At 73.6% G+C, this 16,286-nt stretch carries 11 protein-coding genes; 3 read left to right on the top strand and 8 right to left on the bottom strand.

Going from position 1 to position 16,286, the window contains the following annotated elements:
• The first annotated feature begins 37 nt into the window (after positions 1 to 37).
• The 3 genes from AC07DA_RS15545 (at position 38) to AC07DA_RS15535 (ending at position 6,168) form a co-directional block, all read left to right on the top strand.
• Positions 38 to 2,767 (top strand): lysylphosphatidylglycerol synthase domain-containing protein, encoded by a 2,730-nt coding sequence (locus AC07DA_RS15545; protein ID WP_479128309.1) that lies wholly within the window; start codon positions 38 to 40, stop codon positions 2,765 to 2,767.
• Positions 2,768 to 2,927: 160 nt separating this feature from the next.
• Positions 2,928 to 4,475 carry an alpha/beta fold hydrolase gene (locus tag AC07DA_RS15540; RefSeq protein WP_479128307.1) on the top strand — a complete coding sequence of 516 codons (1,548 nt, stop codon included), beginning with the start codon at positions 2,928 to 2,930 and terminating at the stop codon, positions 4,473 to 4,475.
• A gap of 223 nt (positions 4,476 to 4,698) precedes the next feature.
• Entirely contained in the window at positions 4,699 to 6,168 is a 1,470-nt protein-coding gene (locus AC07DA_RS15535; RefSeq protein ID WP_479128305.1) for an alpha/beta hydrolase, read from the top strand.
• Positions 6,169 to 6,239: 71 nt separating this feature from the next.
• Here the strand turns inward: AC07DA_RS15535 and moeZ are convergent, their stop codons facing one another.
• The 8 genes from moeZ to AC07DA_RS15495 all read right to left on the bottom strand — a co-directional run bounded on the left by moeZ (position 6,240) and on the right by AC07DA_RS15495 (position 16,282).
• The gene (gene moeZ, locus AC07DA_RS15530) at positions 6,240 to 7,418 is read right to left on the bottom strand and encodes an adenylyltransferase/sulfurtransferase MoeZ (protein ID WP_094057713.1); all 1,179 of its coding nucleotides are present in this window, start codon (positions 7,416 to 7,418) and stop codon (positions 6,240 to 6,242) included.
• A gap of 63 nt (positions 7,419 to 7,481) precedes the next feature.
• Positions 7,482 to 8,231: a spherulation-specific family 4 protein gene (locus AC07DA_RS15525; RefSeq protein WP_479128302.1), complete on the bottom strand. Its 750-nt coding sequence runs from the start codon at positions 8,229 to 8,231 to the stop codon at positions 7,482 to 7,484.
• Complete coding sequence (locus AC07DA_RS15520; RefSeq protein ID WP_479128300.1) at positions 8,219 to 9,178, bottom strand: NAD-dependent epimerase/dehydratase family protein; 960 nt, start codon at positions 9,176 to 9,178, stop codon at positions 8,219 to 8,221. Before AC07DA_RS15520 ends, AC07DA_RS15525 begins: the two co-directional genes overlap by 13 nt.
• A 114-nt stretch (positions 9,179 to 9,292) precedes the next feature.
• On the bottom strand, positions 9,293 to 10,684 hold the full coding sequence (locus AC07DA_RS15515; protein ID WP_479128298.1) for a hypothetical protein: 1,392 nt from the start codon (positions 10,682 to 10,684) through the stop codon (positions 9,293 to 9,295).
• A complete protein-coding gene (locus AC07DA_RS15510; RefSeq protein ID WP_479128296.1) occupies positions 10,681 to 12,408 on the bottom strand; it encodes a DUF3492 domain-containing protein in 1,728 nt (575 codons plus the stop codon). The genes AC07DA_RS15515 and AC07DA_RS15510 overlap by 4 nt, the downstream gene beginning before the upstream one ends.
• Positions 12,409 to 12,597: 189 nt before the next feature.
• Entirely contained in the window at positions 12,598 to 14,298 is a 1,701-nt protein-coding gene (locus AC07DA_RS15505) for a dipeptide ABC transporter ATP-binding protein (protein ID WP_479128294.1), read from the bottom strand.
• Positions 14,295 to 15,293, bottom strand: a complete 999-nt coding sequence (locus AC07DA_RS15500) for an ABC transporter permease (RefSeq protein WP_479128291.1) — start codon at positions 15,291 to 15,293, stop codon at positions 14,295 to 14,297. Before AC07DA_RS15500 ends, AC07DA_RS15505 begins: the two co-directional genes overlap by 4 nt.
• A complete protein-coding gene (locus tag AC07DA_RS15495; RefSeq protein ID WP_479128289.1) occupies positions 15,290 to 16,282 on the bottom strand; it encodes an ABC transporter permease in 993 nt (330 codons plus the stop codon). The genes AC07DA_RS15500 and AC07DA_RS15495 overlap by 4 nt, the downstream gene beginning before the upstream one ends.
• Between the last annotated feature and the right edge of the window lie 4 nt (positions 16,283 to 16,286).

Here is a 16,286-nt window from a genome sequence, read left to right as displayed (position 1 = left end):
CGGGCGGTGACCGGTGATACGAGACCAAGAAGAGACGATGAAGCAGCAGGGTGCGCACCCCGGGGACACGGAGGGCACCTCTGACGCTTCGTCGCGCCCGGGCACCGGCGACCGCGGCGTGAAGGGCCCGGGCAAGAAGGCCCGGACACCCGCCGACGAGCCGGACATCGCGCACATCGACGAGGTGGAGGGCGACGAGCCGCTGCTCCCCGCGCGCGTGCACCGCCCGTCGGACCTGATGCGGCTGCTGGTCGGCGTGCTCGCCGTGGCGCTGCTGATCGGGATCGCCGCGTTCGCGCACGGCACCACCTCCGGTCTCGAACAGGACATCAACAAGGGCACCGGGCAGGCGCCCGACCTGCTCATCAAGATCGCCGGACTCGCCTCCAGCATCGCGATCCTGCTGGTGCCGGTCGCCTTCGCGATCGAGCGGCTGATCAAACGGGACGGGCTCCGGATCGCCGACGGCGTCCTCGCGGCCGTGCTCGCCCACGGCGTGACCCTCGCCACGGACCTGTGGGTCGCCCGGGCCGCCCCCGACTCGATCCAGGAGGCGCTCACCCAGCCCTCCCCCGGCGACATCCACGCCCTGACCGACCCCGTGCACGGCTACTTGGCGCCGGTCATCGCCTACATGACGGCCGTCGGCATGTCCCGCCGCCCGAGATGGCGCGCGGTGCTCTGGGTGGTGCTGCTGCTCGACGCCTTCTCGATGCTCGTCACCGGCTACACGACCCCGTTCTCGATCATCCTGACGGTGCTGATCGGCTGGACGGTGGCCTACGGCACGCTGTACGCGGTCGGCTCGCCCAACGTGCGGCCCACGGGGCAGACCCTCATGGCGGGACTGCGGACCGTCGGATTCCGCCCGGTCAGCGCGTCCCGCGAGGACCACTCGGACAACCCGGACACCGGCGACCGCGGCCGGCGCTACTTCGTGACCCTGGAGGACGGTCCCCCGCTGGACGTCACGGTGGTCGACCGGGAGCAGCAGGCGCAGGGCTTCTTCTACCGTGCCTGGCGCAACCTCACCCTGCGCGGCTTCGCCACCCGCAGCAGTCTCCAGTCGCTGCGGCAGGCCCTGGAGCAGGAGGCGCTGCTGGCGTACGCGGCGATCGCGGCCGGCGCCAACGCGCCCAAGCTGATCGCCACCTCCGAGCTCGGCCCGGACGCGGTGATGCTCGTCTACGAGCACAGCGGCGGCCGCACCCTGGACTCGCTGCCGGACGAGGAGATCACCGACGACCTGCTGCGCGACACCTGGCACCAGGTCAAGGCGCTGCAGTCCCGGCGCATCGCGCACCGCAGGCTGGTGGGCGACGCGATCCTGGTGGATCGTTCCGGCACGGTGATCCTCACCGACCTGCGCGTGGGCGAGATCGCGGCGGGCGATCTGCTGCTGCGGATGGACATCTCCCAGTTGCTGGTGACGCTCGGTCTCCGGGTGGGCGGCGAGCGGGCGGTCGCCTCGGCCGTGGGCGTGCTCGGCCCGGACGCCGTCGCGGACTGCCTGCCGATGCTCCAGCCGATCGCGCTCAGCCGCTCCACGCGCGCGACGCTGCGCAGGCTGGCCCGGGAGCGGGCGCAGCGCGAGCGCGAGGCGGTCCTGGAGGCCTCCCGGCAGGCCAAGCAGGCGCGCCTGGAGGAGAACGCGGACGAGGGCCCGCCCGTCCTGGGCAAGCCCGACAAGAAGGCCGTGCGGGCGGAGCAGCGGGCCGAGAAGCGGGCGATCGACGAGGCCCTGGAGGAGGCGCGCGAGGAGGACCTGCTCACGCAGATCCGCCACGAGGTGCTGCGGATCCGGCCCCAGGCGCCGGTCGAGCCGGCCCGGCTGGAGCGGGTGCGGCCGCGCACGCTGATCAGTTTCATCGCCGGCGCGATCGGCGCGTACTTCCTGCTGACGCAGCTGACGCACATCGAGTTCGGGCCGCTCATCGCCAACGCCGAGTGGGGCTGGGTCGCCGCTGCCGTGCTGTTCTCGATGGCGAGCTACTTCGCGGCGGCGATGGCGCTGCTGGGGTTCGTCCCCGAGCGCGTGCCGTTCCTGCGGACGGTGGCGGCGCAGGTCGCCGGATCGTTCGTGAAGATCGTCGCCCCGGCCGCGGTGGGCGGCGTGGCGCTGAACACGCGCTTCCTGCAGCGCGCGGGCGTGCGCCCGGGGCTCGCGGTGGCGAGCGTGGGCGCCTCGCAGCTGTTCGGGCTCGGCTGCCACATCCTGATGCTGCTGTCCTTCGGCTATCTGACCGGCACCGAGAAGACCCCGTCGCTGTCGCCGTCCCGGACGGTCATCGCCGGTCTGCTGACCGTGGCGGTACTCGTGCTCGTGGTCACGTCGGTGCCGTTCCTGCGGAAGTTCGTCGTCACGCGCGTGCGCTCGCTGTTCGCGGGTGTCGTGCCGCGCATGCTGGACGTGCTCCAGCGGCCGCAGAAGCTGGTCACGGGCATCGGCGGCATGCTGCTGCTGACCGCCTGCTTCGTGATGTGCCTGGACGCCTCGATCCGCGCGTTCGGCGACGAGTCGACCTCGATCAGCATCGCCAGCGTCGCCGTCGTCTTCCTGGCGGGCAACGCCCTCGGGTCCGCGGCGCCGACCCCGGGCGGCGTCGGCGCGGTCGAGGCGACCCTGACGGTCGGCCTGATCGCCGTCGGGCTCCCGAAGGAGGTCGCGGCACCGGCGGTGCTGCTGTTCCGCCTGCTGACCCTGTGGCTGCCGGTGCTGCCGGGCTGGCTCGCCTTCAACCACCTCACCCGCAAACAGGCCCTCTGACACCGCCCGTCCGCCTCCCGCGCCGTGGGGGCGGGCCACCGGGCGGGCCGTCGCCCGCCGCGACGAGGTGCCGGCCCCGGGGTCCGGACCCGCCCGCCCCTCTTACCTCGTACGGCACGCGTCCCGCGCGCCGCGGTCCCCGCCGCCGCAGGATGGAACCATGCCGACCCTCCTCCGCCTGCGCGCCGCCGCCCTGACCGCCACCGCCGTAGTGCTGTCCACCGTGCTGGCGGGCTGCGGGGGTGACGGCGCCGAGGACGAGGACCTCACACGGCAGGAGCTGGAGTGGAAGGCCTGTCCGGCCCCGGACGAGGCGCAGGGCTCAGGCCCCGCACCCTCCCCGCTGCCGGACGACGGCGAGTGGCAGTGCGCCACCATGAAGGCCCCCCTCGACTGGGACGAGCCCGAGGGGGACACGATCGGCCTCGCACTGATCCGGGTCAGGACCACGGGCAGCGCCAGCGAGCGCATCGGCTCGCTCGTCTTCAACTTCGGCGGCCCCGGCGGCTCGGGCGTCAAGACGCTGCCCGCCTTCGCCGAGGACTACGGGACCCTGCGCACCCGTTACGACCTGGTCAGCTTCGACCCGCGCGGAGTCGGCCGCAGCGAGCCTGTGATCTGCGAGAACGACCAGCAGCTGGACGCGTACTTCCAGCAGGACGCGACCCCCGACGACACGGCGGAGCGCACCCGGCTCCTGGACAACACCAAGGAGTTCAACGACGCCTGCGAGAAGAACTCCGAGAAGATGCTGCCGAACGTGGGCACCACCGACGCCGCCCGCGACCTGGAGCTGATGCGCCAGGTCCTCGGCGACGGCAAGCTGCACTACTTCGGCTTCTCCTACGGCACCGAACTCGGCGGCGTCTACGCCCACCTGTTCCCCCGGCGGGTCGGCCGCGCCGTGTTCGACGCCGTCGTCGACCCCACGCAGAACCCCGAACAGGGCTCACTGGGGCAGGCCGAGGGCTTCCAGCTCGCACTGGACAACTTCGCCGAGGACTGCGTGTCGAAGACCGAGGAATGCCCCATCGGCGACAGCGCGCAGGACGTGAAGGACCGTATCGCCGCGCTGCTGAGGGACCTCGACCGCAAGCCGATCCAGGGGATCTTCCCGCGGGAACTGACGCAGACCGCGGCGACCAACGGCATCGTGCAGGCGCTGTACTCGCAGGATTTTTGGGAATACCTCACCGAGGGCCTGCAGCAGGCGTACGAGGGCGACGGCAGCACCCTGATGCTGCTGTCCGACTCGATGAACGGACGCAGCGAGAACGGCGAGTACGACAACTCGACCGCCGCGCACACCGCCATCAGCTGCGCCGACACCAGACCGCGCTACGACACCGCCTACGTCGAGCGGAAACTGCCCGAGTTCCGGGCGGCGTCCCCCCTGTTCGGCGACTACCTGGCCTGGGGCATGGTCGGCTGCACCGACTGGCCCGTGCCGGGCGCCGCCGACCACCCGGACGTGAGCGCCCCCGGTGCCCCGCCGATCCTGGTCATCGGCAACACCGGTGACCCCGCCACCCCTTACGAGGGGGCGCGGGCGATGGCGAAGGCGCTGGGCGAGGGCGTCGGCGTCGAGCTGACGTACCGGGGGCAGGGACACGGCGCCTACGACAGCAAGAACAAGTGCGTGCAGGACACGGTGCACGGCTACCTGCTGGACGGCAAGGTGCCGCGGTCCGGGACCGTCTGCGGCTGAGCGCCGGCACGGTCGCCACGGCCCTGGCCGCCCGGCCGGTACCACACCCCCCCCCCACGGCCCTGGCCGCCCCGGTCGGAATCACACCCCCACCGCGGTCCGACGAAACAGCAGGTCACAAGGTTGTCCACAGGCCGGAACGGCCGACGCGGGGATCTGCCTACCATGGCTCGACCGCCATCCGCGGCACGGCGCGGACGGCTTGCGAGGGGGGATGGGTGTCATGTCGCGTTTCCTGCGGTGGACCGCTACGGCGGCCGCCTCGGCACTGCTGGCGGCCGGGTGCAGCGCCGGCTCGTCCGACGACGGCGACGGCGGGCTCTCCTGGGGCCGTTGCAAGGCCACCGCCGACGCCCCGGCACCGAGCGGCGAATGGCGGTGCGCCACGCTGAAGGTGCCACTGGACTGGTCGAAGCCGGACGGCGAGACGATCGGGCTGGCACTGATCCGCGCCAAGGCCCGCGGCGGCGACCGCGCCGGCTCGCTGTTGTTCAACTTCGGCGGCCCGGGGGCCTCGGGCGTGTCCATGATGCCGTCGTACGCCCCGACCGTCTCCCGGCTGCGTGAGCGCTACGACCTGGTGAGCTGGGACCCGCGCGGAGTGGGCGCCAGCGAGGGGGTGCGCTGCCGCGGCGACAAGGAGATCCAGGCCGCCGAGTCGCTGGACGTCACCCCGGACACACCCGCCGAGGAGAAGGCGTACTTCGCGGACGCCGCCGATTTCGGCCGGGGCTGCCGGAAGGACGCCGGCGCGCTGATGGCGCACGTCTCGACCGCCGACTCGGCCCGCGACATGGACCGCATCCGCCAGGCCCTCGGCGACGACAGGATGAACTACTTCGGCATCTCCTACGGCACGGAACTGGGCGGCACCTACGCCCATCTGTTCCCCGAGAAGGTCGGGCGGATGACGCTCGACGCGGTCGTCGACCCCGGCGCCGACACGGTGGGCCACGCGAAGAACCAGGCCAGGGGCTTCCAGCGCGCGCTGAACGGCTACCTGAAATCCACGGGCCAGGACCCGCGGGAGGGCTCACGCAAGATCGCGGCCCTGCTGCGGCGGCTCGACGCCCGTCCCCTGCCGGCCGGCACTCCCGGGCGGAAGCTCACCCAGACGCTCGCGGTGACGGGCATCATCCTGCCGCTCTACAACAAAGACAGCTGGCCGACGCTCACCAGCGCCCTGGACGCGGCCGAGCGCGGCGACGGCTCGGAGCTGCTGGCCCTCGCCGACGGCTACAACGAACGCGACCCGTCGGGCCGCTACGGCACCACCACGCACGCACAGCGGGTCATATCGTGCCTGGACGACCGGCAGCGGCCCACCGCGGCCGAGACGAAGAAGCTGCTGCCGGAGTTCGAGAGGATCTCCCCGGTGTTCGGGACGTTCCTCGGCTGGGACACGGCCGGCTGGTGCCACGACTGGCCGGTGCCCGGACAGCACGACACCCCGGAGGTGAGCGCCCCGGGCGCCGCGCCGGTCCTGGTGGTGGGCAACACCGGCGACCCCGCCACGCCCTACGAGGGCGCGCGCCGGATGGCCGACGAGCTGGGCAAGGGCGTCGGGGTGCTGCTCACCTGGCGGGGCGAGGGACACGGCGCGTACGGCAGCGGGAGCGACTGCGTCGACTCCACGGTGGACGCGTACCTGCTGGACGGCTCGGTCCCGGAGGACGGCAAGGTCTGTTCATGACGACGGCGGGGGCTCCGGGCACCCGTGGTGCGCGAAGCCCCCGCGGCGGGGAGAGGCTGGCCGGGCTCGGCTCAGTAGACCGGCTTGCTCGGCTCGATCTGGTTGACCCAGCCGATCACGCCGCCGCCGACGTGGACGGCGTCCGAGAAGCCCGCGGACTTCAGGACCGCCAGGACTTCCGCACTGCGGACACCCGTCTTGCAGTGCAGGACGATCTTCTTGTCCTGCGGGAGGCTCTCCAGGGCGGTGCCCATGAGGAACTCGTTCTTCGGGATGAGCCGGGCGCCCGGGATGGAGACGATCTCGTACTCGTTCGGCTCGCGGACGTCGATGATGTCGATGCTCTCGCCGTCGTCGATCCACTCCTTGAGCTGCTTGGGAGTGATCGTGGAGTCGGCGGCCGCCGCCTGGGCCTCCTCGGACACGACGCCGCAGAAGGCCTCGTAGTCGATGAGCTCGGTGACGGTCGGGTTCTCGCCGCAGACCGCGCAGTTCGGGTCCTTGCGGACCTTCACCTGGCGGTACTGCATCTCCAGGGCGTCGTAGATCATCAGACGGCCGACCAGCGGCTCGCCGATGCCGGCGAGGAGCTTGATGGCCTCGTTGACCTGGATGGAGCCGATGGACGCGCACAGCACGCCCAGCACGCCGCCCTCGGCGCAGGAGGGGACCATGCCGGGGGGCGGGGGCTCCGGGTACAGGCAGCGGTAGCAGGGACCGTGCTCGGACCAGAAGACGGAGGCCTGGCCGTCGAAGCGGTAGATCGAACCCCACACGTACGGCTTGTTCAGCAGCACGCAGGCGTCGTTGACCAGGTAACGGGTCGCGAAGTTGTCCGTGCCGTCGACGATCAGGTCGTACTGGCTGAAGATGTCCATCACGTTGTCGGCCTCAAGCCGCTCTTCGTGCAGGACCACGTTCACGTACGGGTTGATGCCCTTGACGCTGTCCCGGGCGGACTCGGCCTTCGGGCGGCCGATGTCGGCCTGGCTGTGGATGATCTGACGCTGCAGGTTCGACTCGTCGACCTCGTCGAACTCCACGATGCCGAGGGTGCCGACGCCCGCGGCGGCCAGGTACATCAGCGCCGGCGAGCCCAGGCCGCCGGCGCCCACACACAGCACCTTGGCGTTCTTCAGCCGCTTCTGCCCGTCCATCCCGACGTCGGGGATGATCAGGTGGCGGGAGTACCTGCGAACCTCGTCTACGGTGAGCTCGGCAGCCGGCTCGACCAGGGGTGGCAACGACACGGGGACTCCGTTGGTCGGTCAATCACTACGGTTGTTCTCCCCGTAACACTGCCATGCGCTTTTTCATTCCGAGACACCTGTTCCGATACGCGAGACGAACTCGTCCCAGTAGCCGGGCATGGCCTCCCAGGGGTCGACGCGTCCGCCGCGATCGGTGCGGTCCGTGAACCAGACGGTGGCCGCACCCTGCCAGCGGGCGATGCGCAGTGCCTCCTCCAGGTGGGGGCGGGGCACGCCGTGGACGAAGTGGCAGAAGCGCTCGGGCGGATGGGCGGCGGTCCACTCGGCCACCTGCGACCAGCGGTAGTCGCTCCAGGGGCCGGAGAAGGTGACCAGCTGGTCGGCGTGCTCGGCGTAGCCGGGGTGTGGGTAGGTGCCGTGTCCGAGGACGATGTGGGGATCGTCACGGATCACGCGGAGCGTGGCGACCGTGCGCCGGACTTCGGGCAGCTCGGCGCGGTCGGCCGGGCAGCGGTCCAGGAGGTAGCCGTCGACCTGGTACCAGTCGGCGAACCGGTGGGCGTCCGAGATCAGTTCGCCGAAGGCCCGGAATCCGTACCGGGTGTCGAGGCGGCCGAGGACCCGGACGCCCGCGTCGCGCAGGCGCCGGGCCGCCTCCAGGCAGTGCGGGTCGGGGCGGCTGCCGGGGCCGTCGGCCACGTTCAGGACCACCCAGTGCAGCGGGATGCCGGGGCGGGTGAGCTCTCCCCACTCGGTGGGGGCGAGCAGGGGGTGGGCGTAGCCGGGGACGCCGAGCCCGAGGCGGAGTTCCGTGCTCGACGAGCGGGTCCGTGCGCTGGTCAGATGCGGCATGCCGCCTCCATCCAGATGTCGGCGAGGGACTCCTCCAGACCGATCCGGGGACGCCATCCGAGCCGGTCGCGGGCGGTGCGCACATCGGCCTGCTGCCAGCTGCCGCAGCCGTCCGGGTACGGGTACGCGACCGGAGGCACGTGGTCGGGGTCCGGCCGGGGGTGTCCGATGGCCGAGCGCAGGGCGCCGGGCGGGCCGTCGAGCTCGTGGAGGGCGCCGCCGTATCCGGCGACGCGGGCGAGGACGGCGGCGGCGTCGCGCAGGCGCACGGCGCGTCCGGAGCCGATGTTGATGACGCCCTGTGCGGCGGAGAGGGAGGCGGCGTGGACGGCCCGGGCCACGTCGCGGACGTCGACGAAGTCGCGCTGGGCGCCGAGGCCGCCGAGTTTCAGCTCGCCGTCGCCGGACTGCATGGCGCGGCGCATGGCCTCGGCGAGACGGCCGAGCGGGGAGCCCGCGGGGGTGCCGGGCCCGGCCGGTGAGAAGACGCGCAGGACGACGGCGTCCAGGCCGGAGCCGAGGACGAGTTCGGTGGCGGCGAGTTTGCTGACGCCGTACGGGCCGCCGGGGCGGGGCACGGCGTCCTCGGCCGTGGAGGAGCCGGGCTGGCTGGGGCCGTACTCGGCGCTGCACCCGATCTGCACCAGCCGGGCGCCGCAGCCGCTGCGGCGCAGGGCCTCGCAGACGGTGGCCACGGCGACGGTGTTGTGGCGGGTGAGTTCGCGGGCGCCGCCGCGGGTGGCACCGGCGCAGTTCACGACGACGCCCGGGTGGACCGCGTCGAGGAAGCGGGTGAGGGCACCGGGGCTGCCGGACGCGAGGTCGAAGCGGACGTCGGCGTCGTCACCGCGGCCGAGGGCGGTGAGCTGGACGGCCGGGTCGGCGAGCAGGCGGTCGGCGACGAAGCGCCCGATGTAGCCGTTGGCTCCGATCAGCAGGACTCTCATCGCGCGGCTCCCGGGGTGGCCGGGGCTCCTGGGTGGGTGGTCATGGCGTTCTCCTAGGGGGCGGGTAGGACGGTGTGGCGGGTGCCTGCGGCGGTGGGGCCGCCGTCGGGGCGGTCACCGGTCGGGCTCCGCAGGTGCGTGGGCCGAGGCCCGGGTCAGCTTGCGGATCGCGTGGGCGAGGAGGGCGAGGGCCGCCGCTCCGCAGACGAGGGCCGGCACACTGCCGGCGCCCCAGGCGGTGACGAGCCGTTCGACCGGTGTGGCCAGCGGGCCGCAGCCGGGGAGGCGGGAGGTGAAGACCAGGGCGAGGGCGGACGCCTCGAGGGTGGCCGCCGCGGTGAGGACGACGGCCGGGGCGTAGGTGAAGCCGTGGACGGTGAGCAGGCGGGCCAGGAAGAGCAGGGCGCCCAGGGCGAGGGCCTCCGGGTAGGCCGCGGGCTGGCCGAGGACCGCCGCGCACAGGGCCAGCAGGATTGCCAGGACGCCCAGGAACAGGGCGAACGAACCGAGCATGAGCGGTCGTACGGCGGCGGCGAAGTCCTCCAGGCCCCGGCTCGACGCGAGTCGGCGACGGGCACGCGCGGTGAGCAGGTGGGCGATCCAGGCCGCGGGCGCGCAGGCCAGGGTGAGGCCGAGGACGGGGGCGGCGCTGACGGGCCAGGGCCCGTCGGCCGCTCCCGTGGGGAGGGTGTCGGGGCCGCCGGTGAGGGCGCTGAGCAGCAGGCCGTTGCCGAGGAGCGCGTAGGCGGCGAGCCACAGGGTCCACGGGGTGGTGCGGCCGGCGGCGGCGCCGGGCCGGGGCCCGGGCCGGCCCGCGTCGGTTCTGCTCAGGGGACCCTGACGCAGGGCCGCGCGCAGGGCCAGGGCGACGGCGAGGGCACCGGCGGTGGCCGCGAACAGGCGGCTGCGGCCCTGGGTGAGGTGCGCGGCGGCCACGGCGGCGGCGCACAGGGCGCCCGGCAGCAGCGCCAGGAGGACCCACCCGGCGCGGACCCGGGGTACAGCGGGTGCGGCGGGCGGGGGCGCGTCCGCGTCCCGGGCGACCCGCGCGTACATCTCCTCCGCCAGGGAGAAGACGTCCCGGTGGCGGAAGCGGGCGGCGGTGCGGTCGGTGATGCCGTGGGCCTCCAGTCCCGCCGCGATCTCCAACGGGTCGACGGCGCGTTCGCAGAGCTCCCGGTGCCGGTGCATCAGCGCCTTCACGGGGTCGGCGGCACCCCGGCGGGGTGAGGGCGTCCGGTGACCGGCGCCAGCTCCCCGGCTCGCGACCGGTTCGCCATCCACCCCGGTCCCGAGACCCACCGGCGGCTTACCATCGACGACCGCTTCCCGGCCCACCGGCGGCCTCCCGTCGGCGACGGCGTCCCGACCCGTCGACGGCATTCCCTCGGCGTCGGTCGCGGCCTCGCCGCGGCTGGCAGAGCCCAGCGCTCGCTCCGAGGGCGCGTCCCATGCCCCCGGGCTGGTCGGTGTGCCCGGTCGGTCCAGTTCTCCGAGGTCCTTCACCGCGCTCCCTCCTGGGCGGGGACGTGCGGGGTGGCGCGCACGGGGCGGGCGGTGGCCCATCCGGGGCCGGTGCGGGCGGCGAGGCTGGGCGACGGGGCGGACCAGCGGACCGGGACCCGGGCCTCGGCGGGGACCGCGAAGGGCAGCGGCTGCCCCGCCCCGTCGAGGGCGCGCCGGACGGGCGCGCGCGAGACGATCTCCAGGTAAATGCCGTGAAATGCCTCGATGTTCTGCTCGACCGTGAACAGTTCGAGAGCCCGGGCCCGAGCGGCCGCGCCCAGGCGCGCACGGCGCTCGGGGTCGCGCAGCAGCGCCACGCACGCCTCGGCGAGCGCCCGCGGATTGCGCGGCGGTACGACGAGACCGGTGCCGCCGATGACCTCCACGACCGCGCCGGCGTCCGTCGAGACGGTGGCCCGTCCGGACAGCATGGCTTCGACGAGGCTGATCGGGAAGCCCTCGACGACGCTGGACAGGACGGTCACGGCGGAGGAGGCGTACGCGTCGGCGGGGCGCGGGAGTTCCGGCCCGCCGATCTCCTCGAAGGAGACGGGGTTGTCGCCGGGGGTGTGCGGGCCGTCGGCCTCGTCGGGGAAGAGCTGGGCGGCGAGTCCTCGGCAGTGGAGGAGGTAGGCCGCACCCTCGGGACCGGCGGGCGCGCCGACGATGCGCAGGCGGGTCTTCGGCCGCTGCCTGCGGATCTCGGCGAAGGCGTGCAGCAGGGAGACCAGGTCCTTGGCGGGCTCGACGCGGCCGACCCAGACGAGCGTGTCCGGGTCCGCGCACTCCGGGGACTCGCCGACCTTGGCGAAGGGCCGGGCGTCCATGCCCGGGTGGACCGTGCGGAGCTTCTCGCGGTCGGCACCGCAGCGCTCCTGCCAGCGGCGGGTGTGCGTGTTGCCGGCGGTGACGACCTCGGCCTGCCGGTAGGCCTCGGCCGCGAGGCGGCCCTGGAACGCCGCGAGCAGGGACCGTACGGCGGGCGGGGCGTCCGGGGTGGTGAGGTAGTGCGTGCGCAGGCGTACGCCGTACTCGGTCACCAGCAGGGGCACGCCGGTGAAGTGCCGGGCCAGCAGCCCCGGCAGGAGTGCCGCGCCGCCGGACGCGGCGTGGCACACGTCGACCGCGCCGAGCCCGTCGTCCTCGTACCAGTCGAGGGAGAGCGGGCGCAGGGCGCGTTCCAGGTACCCGGCGACGGTGAGCAGATCCGGTACCCGTGCCTCGCGGGCGGCGCGCTGGGCGCCGGGCGCGCGGCAGGCGCGCTCCAGCGTGCGGACGGCGGCCTCCGAGCGCAGTGCGCCCACCAGGCCGCCGCTCTCGCGGGCGAGTTCGGCGAGTCCGTACAGCGCGTTGGCGAAACGGTCCGCCTCGGAGGTCGACGCGTTCCCGGCCGTCCCTGTGGCGCCTGCCGCCGCCCCCGGCGTGGAGCGCGTCGAGCCGCACAGCACCGCGGCCAGTTCCCCGAAGCACTCGCCGAACCGGCGCCGGGCCCGGCGTCCCAGCAGCACCTCGTCGTCCTCGGCCATCCACAGCGGCGCGGTCCGCACCCTGCGCACGTTCGGCGGCAGCGGGACCCAGCCCTCGTCCTCCTGGCGCTGGCTGCGGCTGAGCGCGTAGACGTCGAACTCGTGCTGTGCGAGCCCGTGCACCAGCCGGTCGCACCAGAGCCTGGCGTCCCCGCTCACGTACGGATAGCCCGCCTCCGTCAGCAGTCCGATGCGCACGCGTGCACCCCCGATCTCCCGTATGAGGAGCCGCCGTTGCCCGGCGGCTCGCAGCGGGACGAACGTATGCGGACAAGGCGGTGGTACGACGGACGGTTGTCCGTCGCACCACCAAAAGGGGTGAACGGTCGTAACTTTCCCGTGCGGGTCGCGTTCCGTCGCGCTAGGAGATCAAGCGGACACGGATCGTCATGCCGCGGCCAACTCCCGCCGTTCCGCCCGGCGTCGCGCGGCGGCTTCCGGGTCGAGCGCGGGCACGGCGGCGAGCAGCTGCCGGGTGTACGGGTCCCGCGGCGAGGCGTACACCTCGCCGACCGGTCCCTCCTCGACCACGCTGCCCCGCCGCATCACCGCGACCCGGTCGCTGACCTGGCGCACCACGGCCAGGTCGTGCGCGACGAAGACCAGCGCGAGCCCCAGTTCGCGCTGCAACTCGCCCAGCAGGGTGACCACCTGGGCCTGCGTGGTGACGTCGAGCGCGGAGACCGGTTCGTCGCAGACGAGGACGCGGGGGTCCGCGGCGAGCGCCCGGGCGATGCCGACGCGCTGGCGCTGGCCGCCGCTGAACTCGTGCGGATAGCGGTCGCGGTGGGCCGCCGCGAGCCCCACGCGCTCCAGCAGTTCCCCGACGCGCTCCCGGATGCGCCCCTCGTGCCGCTCGCCCCGCGCGCGCAGCGGGTCGGCGATGGACTCGGCCACGGTGCGGCGGGGGTTGAGCGAGGAGACGGGGTCCTGGAAGACCATCTGCACGGCCGGGTGCACACCGGTGTGCGGCTCGCCCTCGAAGCTGATCGACCCCGCCGTCGGCTCCAGCAGTCCGACGAGCATGCGCCCCAGGGTCGTCTTGCCGCTGCCGCTCTCCCCCACGATGCCGAGGGTCTCGCCGCGCCGCAGGGTCAGCGACACGTCGCGCACGGCCGTGACCGCCCGCTTCCCGCGTCCGAACTCGCGCCGCAGCCCGGTCGCCTCCAGGACGACGTCCTCGGGCACCGCTCGGGCCTTGGCCGCCGCCGAAGCCTCGGGCACCGCTCGGGCCTTGGCCGCCGCCGAAGCCTTGGGCACCGCCAAGGCCTCGGGCACCGCCAGAGCCTCGGGCACCGCCAGGGCCTCGGGTGGCGCGTCGAGCCGGGGAACGGCGGCCAGCAGTTCGCGGGTGTAGGGCTCGGCCGGCGCGCCCAGCACGGTGCCGACCGGGCCGTGCTCGACCGCCCGGCCGTGCCGCATCACCAGCACCTCGTCGACGCTCTCGGCGGCGACGCCCACGTCGTGGGTGACGAGCAGCAGCCCCATGCCGGTCTCCTCGCGCAGGCTGTGCAGCAGATCGAGGACCTGGGCCTGCACGGTCACGTCGAGGGCGGTCGTCGGCTCGTCGGCGATCAGCAGGCCGGGCTCGCACGCGAGGGCCATGGCGATCAGGGCGCGCTGGCGCATGCCGCCGCTGAACTCGTGCGGCCGGGACCGGGACCGGCGGACCGCGTCGGGAATGCCCACGCGGTCCAGGACGTCCACGGCACGCGCGCGTGCCGCCCGCCGGGACACGCGCGCGTGCAGGCGGTACACCTCGGCGATCTGGTCGCCGATCGCGTAGTACGGGTCGAGGGAGGACAGCGGGTCCTGGAAGACCATCGCCACCTTGCCGCCGCGCAGCCGGCGCAGCTCCCGCTCGGAGGCCCGCTGCACGTCGGTGCCCGCCACCTCGACCGTGCCCGCGACCCGTGCCCCCGTGCCGCGGTGCAGGCCGAGCAGGGCGGACGCCACGGTCGACTTGCCGGATCCGGACTCGCCGACCAGAGCCAGGGCGGCACCCTCCTCCAGGCGGAAGGACAGTCCGTCGACGGCCCGCAGCCAGCCGAAGTCCACGCGCAGCTCGCGCACGTCGACCAGGCTCATGTCAGCACCACCCGTCGGTCGGCCACCGCGTACAGCACGTCCGCGACGGCGTTGGCCAGGACCACGAAGAAGCCGGTCACCAGCACCATGCCGACGACCACCGGCAGGTCGACGACCTTGACGGCCTCGACCATCTCCCGGCCGATGCCGGGCAGTCCGAAGAGCGTCTCGGTGAGGACGGCACCACCGAACAGGACGCCGATGTTGTTGGCGTTCACGGCGATGAGCGGGGCCACCGCGCCGCGCAGGGCGTGCCGCCGGATGATCGCCCGCTCGCTCACGCCGTAGGCCCGGAAGGTGCGGACGTGGTCCTCGGCGAGGGTCTCCAGCATCGCGGCCCGGGTGAGCCGGGCGTACGTCGCGGACTCGATGAGCGCGAGGGACAGCCAGGGCAGCAGCAGGTTCCAGGCCCACTGTTCGGGGTCGTCGGTGAAGGCGACGTACTGCGGGAAGGGCAGCAGCTCCAGCTGCCCGCAGACGACGATCATCAGGACGAGCCCGATGACGAAGACGGGCGTCGACATGCCCGCCAGGGTGAGGGTGGTCAGCAGCCGCTCGGTGAGCCGCCCGCGCCGCCACACGGACAGCACGCCGGTGCCGACGCCGATGACCAGCCACAGCACCATCGCGCCCAGCGCGAGGGAGGCCGTGACCGGCAGCTTGGCCAGGATCAGCGCGGTGACCTGCTGGTCGCTCTGGTACGACAGCCCGAGGCAGGGCGCCGGGCAGTGCTGGACCGAGGTGCCGGTGGAGTAGTCCCGGCCGGCGACGAGGCCTTCCAGGAAGTGCCAGTAGCGCGTGTACAGGGGGTCGCCCAGGTGGAGTTGCTCGGCCACCTGCTGCACCTGGGCGGGTGAGCAGCGCGGCCCGCAGGTGATCTGGGCGACGTTGCCGGGCGTGACGTAGAAGACGACGTAGATGATCACCGAGAGGGAGAGGAGGGTGATCAGGGCGCCGAGGGCGCGGCGCAGCGCGAAACCCGCGAAGCCGCTCACGAGGCCTCCTTCCTGCGGCCCGTCCCGACGCGCAGGCGCGAGGAGGCGCGGGGGTCGAGGGCGGTGCGCACACCGTCGCCGAGCACGGTGAGGGCGAGCACCGTGACGAACAGCGCGCCCGCGGGCAGCAGCAGGTACTGCGGCGCCGCCTGGTACCAGACGTCGGCGGAGGTGAGCATCTGCCCCCAGGAGGGCGTCGGCGGCTTCACGCCCACGCCGAGGAAGGACAGGGCCGCCTCGACGGTGATGTTCGTCGGGACGAGGATCGCCGCGAAGGTGATGACGGGGGCCGCGAGGCCGGGCAGCAGCTCGCGCCGGGCGATCCGGACGGTGCCCCAGCCGCTGAGCCGGGCGGCGGCGACGTAGTCGAGCTGTTTGAGGGTGAGCGTCTGGGCGCGCACCATCTTGGCGAGCGTCCCCCAGCCGGAGACCAGGCCCACGACCAGCGCCACCAGCACCGGGCGCGGGAAGCTCGTGGGCACGACGGCGAGCAGGGCGAGCGCGACGACCATCAGCGGCATCGCCACGAAGATGTCGGCGACCCGGGTGAGCAGGAGGTCCACCCAGCGGTTGCCGAGCCCGGCCGCGACACCGACGGCGACGCCCAGCACGAGCTGCACGACCGTCGCCGCGAGCGCCACGCCGAGCGAGACGCGCGCGCCGTACACCAGCCGCGCGAACAGGTCCCGGCCGGTCTGCGGTTCGACGCCGAGCCAGTGGTCGGAGCTCGCGCCGCCGAACGGCCCGACGGGCACGCCGCCGCGCGCGGAGTCCACCAGGGAGGGGTGGTAGCCGGTCGGGTCCTGGCCCTCGATCGCGGTGAGCAGGGGCGCGGCGAGGGCGACCAGGACGAGCAGCGCGACGACGGCCGCCGCGACGAGGGCGGCGCGCTGCGTCCGCAGCCGCCGCCAGAACTGTCGGGCCCCCGAGGCGGCCGGGGCGGTGGTGTCCGTCCCGGCCGCCTCGACGGTGAGGAGTGCCTCGCTCACGGCG

It is taken from the genome of Streptomyces sp. NPDC044921, assembly GCF_056432865.1.
This window is presented reverse-complemented; position numbering and strand designations above follow the sequence as displayed.